This is a genomic window from Plantactinospora sp. CNZ321 (genome assembly GCF_004217235.1).
Genome location: NZ_SHKQ01000001.1, coordinates 3,166,795 through 3,183,644, shown reverse-complemented (window position 1 = coordinate 3,183,644; position 16,850 = coordinate 3,166,795). Strand labels below are relative to the sequence as shown.

Annotated in this window: 11 protein-coding genes and 1 pseudogene; all 12 read right to left on the bottom strand. The window is 73.6% G+C overall.

Annotated elements, in window-relative coordinates:
- Positions 1 to 93: 93 nt before the first annotated feature.
- The gene (locus tag EV371_RS14255; RefSeq protein WP_130462466.1) at positions 94 to 1,023 is read right to left on the bottom strand and encodes an AAA family ATPase; all 930 of its coding nucleotides are present in this window, start codon (positions 1,021 to 1,023) and stop codon (positions 94 to 96) included.
- A gap of 246 nt (positions 1,024 to 1,269) precedes the next feature.
- Entirely contained in the window at positions 1,270 to 2,256 is a 987-nt protein-coding gene (locus EV371_RS14250) for a site-specific tyrosine recombinase XerD (protein ID WP_130465903.1), read from the bottom strand.
- A 139-nt stretch (positions 2,257 to 2,395) separates the two neighbouring features.
- A complete protein-coding gene (ald, locus tag EV371_RS14245; protein ID WP_130462465.1) occupies positions 2,396 to 3,511 on the bottom strand; it encodes an alanine dehydrogenase in 1,116 nt (371 codons plus the stop codon).
- A 220-nt stretch (positions 3,512 to 3,731) separates the two neighbouring features.
- A complete protein-coding gene (locus EV371_RS14240) occupies positions 3,732 to 4,340 on the bottom strand; it encodes an NUDIX hydrolase (RefSeq protein WP_486484606.1) in 609 nt (202 codons plus the stop codon).
- Positions 4,341 to 4,391: 51 nt separating this feature from the next.
- Positions 4,392 to 6,194: a CTP synthase gene (pyrG, locus tag EV371_RS14235; protein WP_130462464.1), complete on the bottom strand. Its 1,803-nt coding sequence runs from the start codon at positions 6,192 to 6,194 to the stop codon at positions 4,392 to 4,394.
- 146 nt (positions 6,195 to 6,340) lie between these two features.
- Positions 6,341 to 8,659, bottom strand: a complete 2,319-nt coding sequence (locus EV371_RS14230) for a hypothetical protein (RefSeq protein WP_130462463.1) — start codon at positions 8,657 to 8,659, stop codon at positions 6,341 to 6,343.
- Between the two features lie 143 nt (positions 8,660 to 8,802).
- Positions 8,803 to 9,942: pseudogene (locus EV371_RS14225) on the bottom strand (glycosyltransferase family 4 protein); the annotation flags it as partial.
- A 131-nt stretch (positions 9,943 to 10,073) separates the two neighbouring features.
- Positions 10,074 to 11,813, bottom strand: a complete 1,740-nt coding sequence (gene murJ, locus EV371_RS14220; protein ID WP_130462462.1) for a lipid II flippase MurJ — start codon at positions 11,811 to 11,813, stop codon at positions 10,074 to 10,076.
- Between the two features lies 1 nt (position 11,814).
- A complete protein-coding gene (locus EV371_RS14215) occupies positions 11,815 to 12,690 on the bottom strand; it encodes a hypothetical protein (RefSeq protein ID WP_130462461.1) in 876 nt (291 codons plus the stop codon).
- Positions 12,687 to 13,622, bottom strand: a complete 936-nt coding sequence (locus EV371_RS14210) for a copper transporter (protein ID WP_130462460.1) — start codon at positions 13,620 to 13,622, stop codon at positions 12,687 to 12,689. The genes EV371_RS14215 and EV371_RS14210 overlap by 4 nt, the downstream gene beginning before the upstream one ends.
- 50 nt (positions 13,623 to 13,672) lie before the next feature.
- Complete coding sequence (gene steA / locus EV371_RS14205; protein WP_130462459.1) at positions 13,673 to 14,851, bottom strand: putative cytokinetic ring protein SteA; 1,179 nt, start codon at positions 14,849 to 14,851, stop codon at positions 13,673 to 13,675.
- 179 nt (positions 14,852 to 15,030) lie between these two features.
- The gene (gene recN, locus EV371_RS14200) at positions 15,031 to 16,788 is read right to left on the bottom strand and encodes a DNA repair protein RecN (protein ID WP_130465900.1); all 1,758 of its coding nucleotides are present in this window, start codon (positions 16,786 to 16,788) and stop codon (positions 15,031 to 15,033) included.
- Between the last annotated feature and the right edge of the window lie 62 nt (positions 16,789 to 16,850).

Sequence of the window (16,850 nt, the reverse complement as noted above, 5' to 3'; positions counted from 1 at the left end):
CGAGATGATCCTGGACAAGGCGGGCGCCGACCCGGGCCGGGACAACCGGAACGCACCACCGCCGGCCGCCGCCGGTCGGAACCGTCCACCTGGTTACCGCTCGGCCTGCGCGGCGATCACCTCTCGGGCGAGCTGGCGGTAGTTGCGGGCTCCGGAGGAGGCCGGATCCAGCGTGGTGATCGGCGCACCGGCGACCGTGGACTCGGGGAACTTGACCGTCTTGGTGATCACGGTCTGGTACACCTTGTCGCCGAACGCCTCCACCACCCGCTGGAGCACCTGACGGCAGTGTGTGGTGCGGCTGTCGTACATGGTGGCGAGGATGCCTTCCAGCTCCAGGTCGAAGTTGAGCCGTTCGCGGACCTTGTCGATGGTGTCCAGCAACAGCGCGACACCACGCAGGCTGAAGAACTCGCACTCCAGCGGGATCAGTACGCCGTCGGCCACGGTCAGGGCGTTGATGGCGAGCAGGCCCAGGGACGGCTGGCAGTCGATCAGGACGTAGTCGTATTCCTTGCGGATCGACCTCAGCACCCGGGCCAGGGCCATCTCCCGGGCGACCTCGTTGACGAGCTGGATCTCGGCGGCCGAGAGGTCGATGTTGGCCGGCAGCAGGTGCAGCCCGGCGACATCCGTCTTGATCAGCACATCCTCGGCGGTGACGTCGTCCTGCATCAGCAGGTTGTAGACCGACAGGTCGAGGTTGTGCGGGTTGACGCCCAGACCGACCGAGAGCGCACCCTGCGGGTCGAAGTCGACCAGGAGCACGCGGCGACCGTACTCGGCCAGTGCGGCGCCGAGGTTGATCGTCGTGGTGGTCTTGCCCACCCCGCCCTTCTGGTTGGCCATCGCGATGATCCGGGCCGGCCCGTGCCGGTCGGTGGGCATCGGTTCCGGGATCGGCTTGCGCATCGTGTACGCGGCCGGGTCGGCTGGACCCAACTCGGCACCGAGGTCCAGGGCGGACTGCTGCTCGCGCAAGGTCGAGGTCCACGCCTCGGCACGGTCGCCGTTTCCAGCCATGTCCTCGTACGCCCCCTCCCGACGACTGCCCGGCGTCGGAGCCGAACGGTGTCCTGTGCGGCGCCGCCGCGAACCTCGATTGCCGCCTCACGAGGCCTCGCCAGATCCCGACTCTACGCCACGTCGCAGCACCGTAGTGGGCACCGTCTCGGCGTGTCGAGCCGGCCGCCGACCGCCACCACCCGGCCGGAATCGCACCCGCCGCCCGACAGTACCCCGTCGGTGGTGCGACCGGGATCGCCCGGGTCAGCCCCGCGCCCGGGGGTGCGCGGTGGCGTACACCTCCCGGAGCCGGTCCACGGTGACCAAGGTGTACACCTGGGTGGTGGTGACCGAGGCGTGCCCGAGCAGTTCCTGCACCACCCGTACGTCGGCACCGCCGTCGAGCAGGTGGGTGGCGTACGAGTGCCGCAGCGTGTGCGGGGAGACCGCGCGCGGACCGTCCACCGGCAACCCGGCCCGGGCGGCAGCGCGGCGCAGGATGGTCCAGGCACTCTGCCGGGACAGCGGCCCACCGCGGGCGTTGAGGAAGACCGCCGGCCCGCCCCTACCGGCGGCGGCCAGCGTCGGCCGGCCCCGCACCAGGTAGGCCCGCACCGCCTCGGCGGCGTATCCGCCGACCGGAACCAGTCGGGTCCGACCCCCCTTGCCGTGCAGCAGCACCGACCCGTCGGTCAGGTCGAGGTCGTCGACCGCCGCGCCGACCGCCTCGGAGATCCGCGCGCCGGTGCCGTAGAGGAACTCCAGCAGGGCCCGGTCCCGCAGCGACAGCGCGACCCGGGGCCCGGTGGCGTCGACCGCCCCGGCGCTCTCCAGCAGCCGGACCACCTCGCTGACCTCCAGCGCCCGGGGCAGCCGACGGGGCGGGACCGGCGGGCGTACGTCCCGGCTCGGGTCCTGGCCGACCAGTCCCTCCCGGACCGCGAACCGGTGCAGGCCGCGGACCGCGCTGGCGGCCCGGGCCGCCGACGCCGCCGCCAGCGGCGGGTGCCCGTCCGCCCCGGCCCGCAGCCGGGCCACGTGCGCGGCGACCTCGGCCGGCCCGACCGCCGCCAGGTCATCGACGCCGCCGGCGGCGAGCGACGCCAGATACCGGTCCAGGTCCCGGCGGTACGAGCTGAGCGTGTTCCGGGACAGCCCGCGCTCGACGGTGAGGTGGTCGAGGTAGGTGCGCACGGCGCGGCGCAGTGCCGGTGACGGTTCGGGTCCGTCACCGGCCGGCTGCGGCGGCACGGTCGGGCCGGCGCCCGGACGGCCCGGGTCACCGGCGACCTTCGGCGCGGTTGCCGGGCGACTCGTCCCGGGGCCTCCCCTCACTGGTACACCTCTGTTCGCGACTGCGGTGCTCGCAAACCCGGCTCACTCCGCACGCTCACCCGAGGACGTCCGCCAGCGGTAGCACGCCCATCCCGTGCGCCTCGGCGACCGGGCCGTAGGTGACCTGGCCGGCGTGGGTGTTCAGCCCGAGCGCGAGCGCCGGGTCGCGACGCAGCGCCTCCTGCCAGCCGTGGTTGGCCAGTTCGAGGGCGTACGGCAGGGTGACGTTGGTCAGCGCGTACGTGCTGGTGTGCGGCACCGCGCCGGGCATGTTCGCCACGCAGTAGAACAGCGATTCGTGCACCGGGTAGACCGGGTCGTCGTGGGTGGTCGGCCGGGAGTCCTCGAAGCAGCCGCCCTGGTCGATCGAGATGTCCACCAGCACGCTGCCCGGCTTCATCCGGGAGACCAGCTCGTTGCTGATCAACGTCGGTGCCTTGGCACCGGGCACCAGTACCGCGCCGATCACCAGGTCGGCGTCGAGGACCGCCCGCTCGATCTCGTAGGTGTTCGACGCCACCGTCTGCAGGTGACCCCGGTAGATGGCGTCGGCCTGGCGGAGTTGGCCGACCGCGCGGTCCAGCAGCAGCACCTCGGCCTGCAGGCCGAGCGCGATCGCGGCGGCGTTCCGGCCGGAGACACCGGCTCCGATCACCACGGTCTTGGCGGCGTACACCCCGGAGACGCCGCCCATCAGCACGCCGCGCCCGCCGCCGGAGCGCATCAGGTGGTACGCCCCCACCTGCGGGGCGAGCCGCCCGGCGACCTCGGACATCGGGGCGAGCAGCGGCAGCGACCGGTCGGGCAGCTCGACGGTCTCGTACGCGATCCCGGTCACCGACCGGTCGAGCAGCGCGTCGGTGCACTCCTTGGAGGCGGCCAGGTGCAGGTAGGTGAAGAGCACCTGTCCCTCGCGCATCCGGTGGTACTCCTCGGCGACCGGCTCCTTGACCTTCAGGACCAGTTCGGCGACTCCCCACACCTCGTCGGCGGCACCGAGGATGGTGGCCCCGGCGGCGGCGAACTCGGCGTCGGTGATGGACGAGCCGGTTCCGGCGCCGCTTTCCACATACACCTCGTGGCCGGCTCGGACGAACTCGTGCACTCCGGCTGGGGTGATTGCCACCCGGTACTCGCGGTTCTTGACCTCGCGCGGAATTCCGACCTTCACGATTCCGACACCTCCCTCCGGGGTAACCGGCCCCGGCCGCGCGACGCGCGGTGGCTCCGTTGCCACCGCGGTCCACCGTCCCGCCCGCGGAAGTCTAGGACCGGAGTGGCGCCGCGGCAGCCAGCATTGTGACAGGCGGTAACCGCGAACTTTGACGATATGTCAGCCACGGGGATCCCGCGAATCGGTCGAAGCCGCGGATCGTCGGCGGTGCGCGTGGTCAGGGCAGGGGTGAATCGGCGGGGCGGAGCCCTGCCCAGCCCCGATCCCGGGAGCGGGCCGCCGCGAGCACCCCGGCGACACAGGCGACGTTGGTGATCTCACCGGCCAGGACCATCGAGACCGCCTCGTCCAGGTCGACCCGGGTCACCGCCAGGCCGGCCTCCTCGTCGTGCCGCTCGTGCCGTTGCTCCGGCGGCACCTCGGAGAGGTCCCGGGCCAGGAAGATCCGGATCAGCTCGTCCGAGTACCCCGGTGACGTGTGCACGTCCACCAGCAGGTCGAGCCGGCCGGCGACCAGATCGACCTCCTCGGCCAGCTCCCGCAGCGCACCCGCCGGCAGCGCCTCACCCGCGACGTCGGTCAACCCGGCGGGCAGTTCCCAGATCACCCGGCGCAGCGGGTGGCGGTACTGCCGGATCAGTACCGCCCTTCCCCGCTCGTCGAGGGCGAGCACTCCGACCGCCCCGACGTGCCGGACGTAGTCCCGGGGCACCACCCGGCCGCCCGGCATCGCGACCTGGTCGGTGACCACCGAGAAGACCTTGCCCCGGAACCGTTCCCGCCGCTCGCGTACCTCGTAGCCGTGCCCGTCGGCCCGACCGTTCACGCCCGCACCGCCGCCTCTCCACCCCTCACGCGCCACCGTGCCGACCCGGGGTCACGACGACGAGCGGGCCCTCGCGGCCCGGCTCTGCCCGTTGCGTCCGGCGCCCTTCTCCGGCTCGGCGAGGTCCGTCAGCTCGGACCGCTCCGCGACCAGCGTGGCGGCGGCGCCGTCGGCCGGCGCCAGATCCACCGGAAGCTGGTCCGCCGACGAGTAGGCGACGACCGCACCGACGAACGCGGCGAACAACGGGTGCGGCCGGGTCGGCCGGCTCTTCAGCTCCGGATGTGCCTGGGTCGCCACGAAGAACGGGTGCAGCGACCGCTCCAGTTCGACGAACTCGACCAACCGGCCGTCCGGGGAGGTACCGGAGATGTGCAGACCCGCCTTGGTCAGCGCGTCCCGGTAGGCGTTGTTCACCTCGTACCGGTGCCGGTGCCGCTCGCTGACCTCGGTTTCGCCGTACGCCTGCGCGACCAGCGAGCCCTCGGCGAGCCGCGCCGGGTACGCGCCAAGCCGCATGGTGCCGCCCAGGTCGCCCCGGCCGGCGACGATGTCCTCCTGGTCGGCCATGGTGGCGATCACCGGATGCCGGGCCTTGGAGTCGAACTCCAGCGAGTTCGCGCCGTCCAGCCCGGCCAGGTTCCGGGCCACCTCGATGGTCATGCACTGGAGGCCGAGGCAGAGACCGAGGATCGGGATGCCGTTCTCCCGGGCGTACCGGGCGGCGCCGATCTTTCCCTCGATGCCGCGTACCCCGAACCCGCCGGGAATGACGATGCCGTCGACACCGGCCAGCGCGGCCGCCGCGCCGGAGGCGGTGACGCACTCGTCGCTCGGCACCCAGTGCAGCTCCACCCGGGCCCGGTGACCGAAGCCGGCGGCCCGGATCGCCTCGCTCACCGACAGGTACGCGTCGGGCAGGTCGACGTACTTGCCGACCAGCGCGACCCGGACGATGTGCCGCGGGTGGTGTACCCGCTCCAGCAGGTCGTCCCAGCTCTGCCAGGCGACGTCCCGGAACGACAGCCCGAGCCGGCGCACCACGTACGCGTCCAGGCCCTCCTGGTGGAGCACCTTCGGGATGTCGTAGATGCTCGGCGCGTCCGGTGCGGCGATCACCGCCTCCCGGTCGACGTCGCAGTAGAGCGACAGCTTGTGCTTGAGCTTGTCCGGGATCTCCCGGTCCGAGCGGCAGACGATGGCGTCCGGCTGGATACCGATGCTGCGCAGCGCGGCGACCGAGTGCTGGGTGGGCTTGGTCTTCAGCTCCCCCGACGGCGCCAGGTACGGCACCAGCGAGACATGCAGGTAGAAGCAGTTGTCCCGGCCCAGGTCGTGCCGGACCTGACGGATCGCCTCCAGGAACGGCAGCGACTCGATGTCACCGACCGTGCCGCCGACCTCGGTGATCGCCACGTCCGGGGTGCGGCCGTCGTCGTCCGGGTCGGCCATGGCCAGGATCCGGGCCTTTATCTCGTTGGTGATGTGCGGGATCACCTGCACGGTGTCCCCGAGGTACTCGCCGCGGCGCTCCTTGGCGATCACGTCCGAGTAGATCTGCCCGGTGGTGACGTTCGCCTTTCCGGATAGCGCGCGGTCGAGGAACCGCTCGTAGTGCCCGACGTCGAGGTCGGTCTCGGCGCCGTCGTCGGTGACGAAGACCTCACCGTGCTGGAACGGGTTCATGGTGCCGGGGTCGACGTTCAGGTAGGGGTCGAGCTTCTGCATCACGACCCGAAGGCCTCGCGCCGTGAGGAGGTTTCCGAGGCTGGAGGCGGTCAGGCCCTTACCGAGTGAGGAGGCAACCCCCCCGGTGACGAAAATATGCCTGGTCGTCCGTACTGAAGGGGCCAAGGCCTGCTCCCGTGGTCGTCTGTCGCGGTCGTGCGAACCGGTGTCGGACCACCGAGGTGATCCACGTGATCCACGGGATTCCACGGTAACACCAGGCCGGCCGGGGCTGCCGGGGGCACCCGTCCGCACCGCAGGTCCGGTGCCGGTCAGCCGGCCGGTACCTCGGCCGACGCCTGCGCCGGCCCGGGTTTCGCGCGGCCCGGGGCAGAGCCGGTCGCCGGGGCCGAGTCGGACGGGGCATCCGAGTCGGACGGGGCATCCGGGCCTGCCGGGTCCGCCGGGCTAGCCGGGTCCGCCGGGCTAGCCGGGTCCGCCGGGCTAGCCGGGTCAGCCGGGCCGGACGGGTCGGCCGGGCCGGGTCCGGTCGGCGGCATGGTCCGGTCGGTGGCGTGGTCGAGGACCCGGAGCGCGGCCAGGGCGGCCATCGGCACGGCCAGTGCCGCCGCCGCACCCGCCACGTTGAGGGCGGACCCGCCGAGCAGGCCGGCGATCAGCGCGGCGACGGTAATACCGGCCATTCCGCCGCGCATGGCGGGATAGATCCCGAACAGCCGCTTGAGCCCACCCCAGGGACGGAGCAGGGCGAACCACACCAGAACCGCACCGACCAGCGCGAGGACGGTGAGCGGGCTGCCGGCCAGGGCGGCCAGGTTCGCCGCACCGGAGCGGTGCACGGTCAGCCCGCTGGTACCGTCGCCGACCGCGGTGAGGAACCGGCCGAGGCTGCCCCGCTGGTCGAGCGGCTGCCGCAGGTCCATCACGGCGAACCCGACGGTCACCGCCAGGCCTGCGATGGTGGCCCAGGCGAGCCGACCCAGGCTGAGCCAGCCGCCTGTACTGATCGCGGCGGCAATGCTCACCCCGGCGGTCAGCGCGACCGCGCCCACCGCGTCGTCGCCCAGGTACGGGCTGCCGACCACGATCACCCCGAGCACGCCGACCAGTACCACCACGGCCGGCCGCCAACTGCGGCGTACCCGCTGGGCCAGCCATGCCGCCGAGAGCAGGCTGCCGGCGATGAAGACCCCGAGCCCGACGACGCCGAGGCCGGCGTACCGGCCGCCCTCCAGGGCCGAGTACCCGGTCACGCCGTTGAGTTGCAGGCGTGCCCCGGTGATCACGTCCGCACCGACGACCAGCGCGGCCAGCGCCGCCACGCTGCCCAGCGGCCAGAGGGTGCGCTGATATGCCCGGGCGAGCCGCACCGCGGCGGTGGCCAGGCCGAGCACCACCGCCGTGACCAGGCCGAAATAGACGCCGGCGTGCTCGCCCCGCCACCACGGGACGGCATCCGCGACCAGCGCCGCCGGAATCGCCAGGGCGGCAGCGATGAGCAGTACCTCGACCGCCGCTACCACCCGCCGGGGCACCGGGGCGGGGCCGGACGGGCGGGGGTCGCGCCGCGCCCGGCGCAGCAGCGGCAGTACGGCCACCGCCAGCAGGCACTGCAGCCCGGCCAACAGCAGGAAGAACCACTTGGCGACCCGTTGCTGGGCCCGGGCCTCGCGGTCGGCGTCGGCGGGGGCCGCGATAGCCGTGGGCAGGTCCGCCGGACGGCCTTCGACCACCGCCGCCGGCTGACCGATGAAGAGTCGCTTCGGCGCCGGCCGGCCCAACGCGGCCAGCGCCGTGGGTGCCAGGTCGACGAGCTGCAGGTAGCCGTCCCGGCCGGTGCTGCGGGAGGTCAGCCAGCCACGTCCCCAACCCGGGCCGTCCGCGACCGCGACGTGCAGCCGGGACGAATGGTCGGTGTCGGCGACCCCGGCCACCAGCACCAGGGACCGTTCGGGCCGGGCGGCCAGTACCCGGGCCAGCGTGGCATCGGCGCGACGGGCGGCGGCGGCCCGGACGGCGGGGTCGTCGCCGCTGACGGTGCCGAGGTCGATGATGCTGAGTACGCAGTCGGCGAGCCACTGGGCCGGGTCGGGCGGCAGTTCCGCGGCGTACCGGTCGACCCGGCCGAACGGCCGGGCGGCGGCGACCGCGCCCCCCGGGCCGACCGCGTTGGTACAGCGGACCGATTCGGCCAGCGCACCCGGCATGGCGCCCCAGGGGAGCTTGTCCCGGTTGTGAATCACCGTGGTCCGCTGGTCCGGCAGGTTGGCGCTGGCCCCTCCGGGCTGTTCGACGGTGACGCTGATCGGCGGGCACTGCCCGGTGACGATGCTGCCATCCCAGGCTGCGTAGTTGCCCGCGCCGAGGGTCTGCCACCCGTCGACGGGACAGGTCGGCTGCCGGGCCGACCGGACCGACAACGAGCCGATGGCACCGTGTTCGGCCATCCGCCACAGCGTCGGGGTGGTCTGCGGATCGACGTCGTCCCAGCGCAGCCCGGGCACCCCGGCCAGCAGCACGTAGTCGACGGTCTGCTCCGGAGTGCGGGTGGCCGGCCGGACGACGAGCGCGGCCACGCCGAGGGCCACCACCGCGGCGGTCAGCAGTACGGGTACCAGCCGGCGCAGCATCAGCCGCGCCCCGCCGACGAGCCGGTCCCCCGGCCGGTGGAGGGCGACCGGCCGACGGAGGGTGGCGGACCCCCACCGGGCCGGTCGGACTCCTCCGGCGCCGGGCCGGGTCCGGCCGGCCCTGGGTCGACGGGAACCGGCACCGGGTTCTCCGGGCCGCCGGAGGTGGGCCGGAGCGCCCCGATCTCGGCGTAGATGGTGGCGACGGCGGCGACGGTCTCCTCCTCGGTCGGCCACTGGGCCGCCCGCAGGGTCGCCAGCCGAGCCAGTTCGGCCCGGCGGGTGGGATCGTCGAACAGGGCCCGCACCGCCTCGTCGACCGCGACCACGTCGTCGGGCGGAACCAGTACCGCCGCCTCGCCCACCAGCTCCGGCACCCCGCCGACAGCGGTCGCCACCAGCGGAACGCCGGCCCGCAACGCCTCCTGGGCGAAGAGCTGCCGCGCCTCCCAGTCGCTGGTCACCACGGCCAGATCAGCCCCGGCCAGCAGGTCGGCCACGTCGGTGCGGTGCCCGAGCAGCGTCACCGGGGCCCGGGCGGCGGAGATCCGAGCGGCCAGCGGCAGGTAGCTCGGACCACTGCCGGCGATCACCACCACCGGCGGCGGATCCAGTTCCCGCCACCGGGCGGCGGCGTCGACCAGTACGTCGTACCGCTTCTGCGGGTGCAGCCGACCGACCGACAGGATCAGCGGCTGGTCCGGGGCGACACCGAACTCGGCCCGTACCGCCGAGCGGCTGCGCCCGGGCGCCGGCAGGGTGGGCGCGGCCACCGGGGCGAGCCGGGCGTCCCGGGCGCCGAGGGCGGCGGCCCGCTCCACGAGGTCGGCGGAGGCGCCGAGACAGACCCGGGCCCGCCTTGCGACGATCCGCTCCACCAGCCGGGAGAGCCGCCCGCGCAGTCCGCCGGCGAGCACCGCGTTGTGCCAGGTCACCACGACCGGGGCGGCGGGGCGGGCGAGCACCGCCACCAGGCCGGCCCGCAGGCCGTGCGCGTGCACCACGTCGACCGGTCCGGCCAGCGCCCGGCGTAGCGCCGAGACCGCCCGCGCGTCGGCCGGGGTGGGGTTGGCCGGGATCTCCACCGGAACGAACCGGGCTCCGGCGGCGGTGAAGTCGAACTGCTCCTGGGTCGCGGCCGGACCGCAGACGGTGACCGCCATTCCGGCGCCGGCCAGCCCTCCGGCGAGCGAGCGGACGTGTTGGCCGACCCCACCGGTGCTGGAGGCGAGCACCAGGACGACCGCACCGGTACGCCCGGCGCTGGCCGTCGGGCCCGACATATCCGGCTCGGTACGCCCGGCGCTGGCCGTCAGGCCCGACACGTCCGGCTCGGTACGCCCGGCGCTGGCCGTCAGGCCCGACACGTCCGGTTCGGCGCGGTCCCCCGGTCGAGCCGGCCCACCCCGCTCGCTCACCGCGACACCCGCTCCTTCCCGTCGTCCTCGCCCGGGTCGGCCGCGTCCGGCCGCTCCGCGCGTTTCGTCTCCGCCCCGCCCCGCCGCTGCCCGGTCGTCGACCTGCCCGGGCGGGCCAGCGCCAGCGCGCCGCGCAGCCGTCCGCGCAGCGTCGCCAGCAGCGGCCGGACGTCGTGCCGGTCCAGCGGATAGGCGACCGCGACGAAAGCCGCGGCCACGGCGACTCCGGACAGCATGCCCTGCACGAGTGCGTCGACTCGCGCCGGGGTGCCAACCCCGAGGCCGGGCAGCCGGTACGCGCAGACCACCCCGACCACCGCCCCGGCCGCCGCAGCGAGCAGGCCGACCAGTGCTGACCTGGTAATTCCGGTCAACGCCGCCGGGCCGGCGCTGCGCCGGACCGCGACGACCAGCAGGACGCCCAACGCCAGCATGCCGACCGAGTTCGCCACCGCGACCGCGAACACCCGATAGTCAACCGGGAAGGCGGCGGAGAAGCCCACCGCGGCGAAGGGGACGACGAGCCAGCCGGCCAGGGTGGCGATCGCCGCCGGCCGGGTGGCGCCGCGCGCGTACAGGGCCCGGGTGAGCACGGCGAAGAGACCGTAGCCGAGCAGGCCCGGTGCGAACCCGGCGATGGCGGCCACCTCGGAGGGCCCGCTCTCCGGCCAGAAGAACCGGGCCACCGGTTCGGCGGTACCGATCAGCGCCGCCGCGCCGAGGCAGCTGAACAGCAGCACCCGGCGGGCTGTCGGGGCGAGCGTCCTGCGGTATCCCGACTCGTCGCCGGTGGCGTGCGCGGCGGACAGGTTCGGGTACGCCGCGACCGCGAGCGGCACGGCGAGTACCGCCCAGGGCAGCAGGTACACCGTCTGGGCGAGGTTGAACACGATCTCCGCACCGGTCGGTCCGCCGCTGAGCTGGCGGAGGCTGACCACCAGGGCGACCTGCTGGCCGATCACCGTCACCGCGCCGGCCAGGGCGAGCCCGCCGATCCTGCCCCGGACGTCGGTGGGGAACCGGTACCCGAGCCGGGGCCGCAGCTGGAGCCGGCGCACCGGGAGGAGCAGCGACAGCGAGAGCACCACCACGCCGAGGGTGGTGCCGAGGGAGAGGATGAGCTCGCCGTCCCACCCGACCCGGGCGATGGTGGGGTGCACCCCCTCGACGGCCGCGAACGCCAGGTAGACCCCGATCACCGTCACGCTGGAGAGCAGCGGGGCGAGCACCGGCCAGGCGAACCGCCGGTACGACTGGAGCACCCCGGTCAGCACGATGCCGATGCCGTACAGCGGCAGTTGTGGGGCGAAGACCCGGAGCATCCGGGCGCCGGCTGCGATCTCGGCGGCGCTGCGGTGGTCCGAGATCAGCCCGACGATCGGTTCGGCGAGCAGCGCCACCGCGACCGCGAGCGGCACCAGCAGGCTCACCGTCCAGGTGAGCAGCGCCCCGGTGGTCGCGGCGACCGCCGCCCGGTCACCGGCCACGACCGCGCCGGCCAGCAGCGGGACGACGAGGCTCGCCAGCGCCCCACCGGCGACGATCTCGAAGACGATGTTCGGGACGCTGTTCGCCACCACGTACATGCCGCCGAGGTCGCTGGAGTCGCCCATCACCCAGGTGAAGACTCCGGTACGCCCGAACCCGACCAGTCGACTGACCACGGTGAGTACGGCGATCAGCGTTGCGGCCCCGGCCACCCGCCCGGCGCCGACCAGGGGTGCCGGCCTGTTCACCTCAGGAGTGTCGCCGGCCCAGGGCGTCCAGCTCGCGCAACCCCGGGGTGTTCTGAATCACCCGGGTGAAGCTGACCTTCTCGCTGGCGGCGGTGAGCGCGGTGATCAGGGCGAGTGCCCCGGCCCGCCCCACCGGCCCGGTACGGGCGGCGAGCGCGACCCCGAGCAGCGCGCCGAGGGCGTTCGCCCCGCTGTCGCCGAGCATGACGCGTTCGTCGAGGTCGGCCGGGAGCAGCGCGGCGGCCGCACCGACCGGCCCGGCGGCGAGCCCACCGGTCGGGCCGGGCAGCAGTGGCGCGCCGAGCAGCACGCCGGACTTGAGTGCCCGTCCCGGCCGCAGGTCGAGCAGGTTGACCAGGTTCGCGGTACCGGCGATGACGCCCGCGCCGAGCAGCAGGTCGACGAGTCCGCCGGCGGTCCCGGCGCGGCGGCGGCCTGGATGGGACCGGACCGCCGGGTCGGCGGCGAGCAGGGCCGCGGCGGCCAGCCCGGCTGCACCGACCCCGGCGATCTTGACGACGCCGCTGGTCACCCGCCCCTGGCGGAGCGCGGCGAGGTGCCCGGCGAAGCCCTTGGCGGTCTTCTGCTCCGGCCGGGCACCGACCACGTCGTCATAGAGCCCGACGGTCCCGCAGGAGAGGCCGGCGACCAGGGCGGCGGCCCCGGCCGGGCGGCTCGGCGCGCCGGCGGCGGCACCCACGGCCGCTCCCGCGGCGAGCGCCGGGCCGGCGGCGAGGGTGACGGTGCGCCCCCGAAAGTTGGTACGGCGCAGCCCGGCCGCCCAGGGGCCGGCGAGCACGCCACGCAGGGCGGCACCGGCGAGCAGTGCGCCGACACCGAGCGCCCGGGCCCCGGCGCTCCTTGACCGGGCGGTCACTCCGGCATTTCCGGCAGCAGCGAGTCGGCACCCGCGCCGACGCCGTACGCGCCGGCCTGTTTCTGGGTTGTCTGCCGGCCCAGCGCCAGCGCGGTGACCACCTGCCCGGCCACGGTGTTGGTGTTGTCGACGGTGGAAATGGTCTTGGAGAGCGCGGGGTCCCGACGTACCTCGGCGACCAGGTTGCCGCCGCTGCTGCCGTTGCCGGCGACCACGATCGCCCCGGCCTTGTCGAACTGCTCGGCGAGCTGGACCACCGCCCGGTCCTTGCGGGCCGCATCCCGGTCCACGTACGGCTGCCCGCTGACCACCACGACCGCCTCGGCGGGACCAGTGATTTTCTCCGGCACGTTGAGGTAGCCCTCCTCGCTGTAGTCGTCCAGCACGGAACGCCGGTCGGCCTCGGTCACCGGCGAGCCGCCCTCGGGGCGGTCCAGCAGGGCGCTGGCCAGCAGGGCGCTGGACTTCTCCACCCCCTCACCGCTGGGCAGCCCGACGTCCGGGACGGTGGGCCTGACCGCCCTGGCCGCGACGCCCAGTAGCAGGACGCTGTTGTCCGGGTCGACGAACTTCTCCTGCACGTCGATCTGCCCGGTGACCGAGGCACCGGCCAGCCGGAGCATCTCGACGATCCCCTCGACCTGGTCCTGCCCGCTCGGCAGCACCAGGAGCAGGACGCGCCGGCCGGCGAGGGTGCCCTTGAGCATGTGCGGCGCCGCCTCCCGGACGAAGTCCTCCTCACGCTGGACCTCGGTTTCCAGGCTGTTCACCGACTCGCGCAGCTGCTCGTTCTTCTTGCCCAGCGCGTTGACCTGGTCCTTGAGCGAGTCGGCCACCGGACCGTTCAGCGCGGCGGTACCCACGACCAGGCCGATCGCCAGGGCGAGGAACACCGCGGTCAGCGAGACCACGTGGTACCGGAAATTGATCACGACAAGAGCCTCTTGATCGTCACTCGGGGCCGGGAGGAGACCAGCACTGACTAGAAGAGCTGTCCGAGCTGGAATACGACATTGTCCCACCACTCGGCGGCGACCCCGAGGTAAGCCTTACCGACGGTGGAGACGGCGACCGCCGATGCCATCGCGGCCAACGCCGAGAGCACCAGCAGCAACAGCGACGACCCGGAGATGCTCTGCCGGTAGAGCCGGCTGACCCCCTTGGCGTCGACCAGCTTGCCGCCGACCTTGAGCCGGGTCAGGAAGGTGGAGGCCATCCCGCCCCGCCCCTTGTCCAGGAACTCGACCAGGGTGGCGTGGGTGCCGACCGCGACGATCAGCGACGCGCCCTTGCCGTCGGCGAGCAGCATCGCCAGGTCCTCGCTGGTGGCCGCGGCCGGGAAGGTCTGCGCGGTCACGCCGAGGCCGTTCACCCGGGCCAGTCCCGGCGCCCGGCCGTCCGGGTACGCGTGCACGATCACCTCGGCGCCGCACCGCAGTACGTCGTCGGTGACCGAGTCCATGTCGCCGATGATCAGATCTGGCGTGTAACCCGCCTCCACCAGCGCGTCCGCGCCGCCGTCCACGCCGATCAGCACCGGCTTGAACTCCCGGATGTACGGGCGCAGCACGTCCAGGTCGGCCTTGTAGTCGTAGCCCCGGACCACGATCAGGCAGTGCCGGCCCCGGATCGGGGTCTCGACATCCGGCACGCCGACCCCGTCGAGCAGCAGCTCCCGTTCCTGCTTGAGGTATTCCATGGTGTTGGCGGCGAACGCCTCCAACTGCACCGACAGCCCTTCCCGGGCGTCGGCCATCGCCTTGGCCACCGATTCGGCGTCCTGCCGGCTGCCGTGCCCGACCGGTTCCTCGCCGAGCAGCACGGTGTTGCCGTCGATCCGGACCGTGTCACCCTCCCGGATCTGCTGGAAGATGCCCTCGCCGAGGTCGTCGAGGAGCGGGATCCCGGCTTTGATCAGCACTTCCGGCCCGAGGTTCGGATAGCGGCCGGAGACCGACGGCTTGGCGTTGAGCACCGCGGCGACGCCGACCGCGACCAGCGAGTCGGCCGCGACCCGGTCCAGGTCGACATGGTCGATCACCGCGACGTCGCCCGGACGAAGCCGGCTGACCAGGCGCTTCGTCCGGCGATCCAGCCGCGCGGTGCCGACGACTTTGCCCGGTTCGGCGCTCCGGGCCCGGCGCAACGTGGGTAAACGCATCCCAACCATCCTGGCATGTGGGGCAGAGCTTTCTGTCGCGACATGCCTGAGCAGGGCCGCCACCCCAAGGGAACCATATTCATGCCCGGTCGGATGTGGTCGGCATCACATCATTCGATTCGGTACCACGGTACGTGACCGAAAGTTTCACGCTCCGTCGCGTACGCGGTGCCGGGGCCTCAGGAGCGACGTTCCCGGGCAGCCACCGCCAGAAGTTCCTCCGCATGCGCGATACCCAGATCGGAGTCCGGCAAACCGGCGAGCATCCGGGCCAGCTCCCGGGCCCGTTCGGTGTCCTCCACCACCCGAACCCCGCTGGTTGTCACCGCACCGCCGGTGTCCTTGGCCACCACCAGGTGCCGGTCGGCGAACGCGGCCACCTGCGGCAGGTGGGTCACCACCAGCACCTGGTGGCTGCGGGCCAACCGGGCCAACCGGCGACCGATCTCCACCGCCGCCTGCCCGCCGACCCCGGCGTCGACCTCGTCGAAGACCAGCGTGGGCGGGCCGCCGGAGCCGGCGAAGACCACCTCGATGGCGAGCATCACCCGGGACAGCTCGCCGCCGGAGGCACCGCGCTGCAGCGGTAGCGCCGGGGCGCCCGGATGGGCCAGCAGCCGCAGTTCGACCTCGTCCGCCCCGTCCGGGCCGACCCCGACCTCGGCCCCGTCGACGGTGAGGGTCGGCTCGGCCTTGCCGGCCGGCCGGGGCAACACCGCCACCTCGATCCGGGCGTGCGGCATTGCCAGCCCGGCCAGCTCGACGGTCACCTGCTCGGCGAAGCGGGTGGCCGCCTCGCGCCGGGCCGCCGAGAGCCGGCCGGCCAACTCGGCCACCTCGCCCGCCAACCGCTGCCGCTCCCGATCCAGCTCGTCGAGGAGTTCATCGGAGGTGTCCAGCTCCGACAGTCGGCTCCGAGCCCGGTCCGCCCAGGCGATCACCCCGTCGACATCGTCGGCGTACTTGCGGGTCAGCCCGCGCAGCGCGGCCCGGCGCTCGTAGATGACCTGCAACCGGGCCGGGTCGGCGTCCAGCGCGGCGAGGTAGCCGGACAGCTCGGCCGCGATGTCGCCGACCAGCGTGGCGACCTCCTCCAGCCGCCCCGACAGGTCACCGAGGGTCCGGTCCACCCCGGCCTGTGCCTCCAGCGTCCGGCGGGCGTGTCCGAGCAGGGTGGTCACGTCGGCCATCTCGTCGGTCGGCTCGGCGGCGCCCGCCACGCAGAGCTGGGCGGTCTGCGCGGCGGTCCGCAGCCCCTCCGCGTGCTCCAGCCGCTGCGCCTCGGCCTTGAGCTCCTCGTCCTCACCCGGCTGCGGGTCGACCCGGGTGATCTCGTCGAGACCCAGCCGCAGCAGGTCGGCCTCCTGGTTGCGCTCCCGCGCGTTGCGCCGCCGGTCGGCCAGGTCGTCGGAGACCCGCCGCCACCGGGTGTACGACTCGCGCAGGCTCTCCAACAGCTTCTCGTGCTCCGACCCGCCGAACCGGTCAAGCGCGGCCCGCTGCTCCGCAGGCCGGAGCAGCCGGAGCTGGTCCGACTGGCCGTGCACGGCCAGCACCTGCTCGCCCACCTCGGCCAGCATCGACACCGGCATGCTGCGACCGGCCACGTGCGCCCGTGACCGCCCCTCCACGGTGACCGCACGGCTGAGCAGCACCGAGCCGTCCTCGTCCGGCTCACCGCCGGCGTCCACCACCCGGGCGTGCACCGCCGTCGCGGTGGCGCCGGTCAGCCGCAGCCGCCCCTCCACCACGGCCCGGCCGGGATCGGCCCGCACCCGGCCGGCGTCGGCCCGCCCGCCGAAGAGCAGGCCGAGACCGGTCACCACCATCGTCTTTCCGGCGCCGGTCTCGCCCGTGATGACGTTCATGCCGCGAGTCAGCGGCAGTGTGGTGTCCTCGATGACACCCAGTCCGGTGATGCGCAGCTCTTCCAGCACAGGCACCGACAGTAGTAGCGGTCCCCGACACTTGACCACCCGGCACACGTACCCGAGCGGTA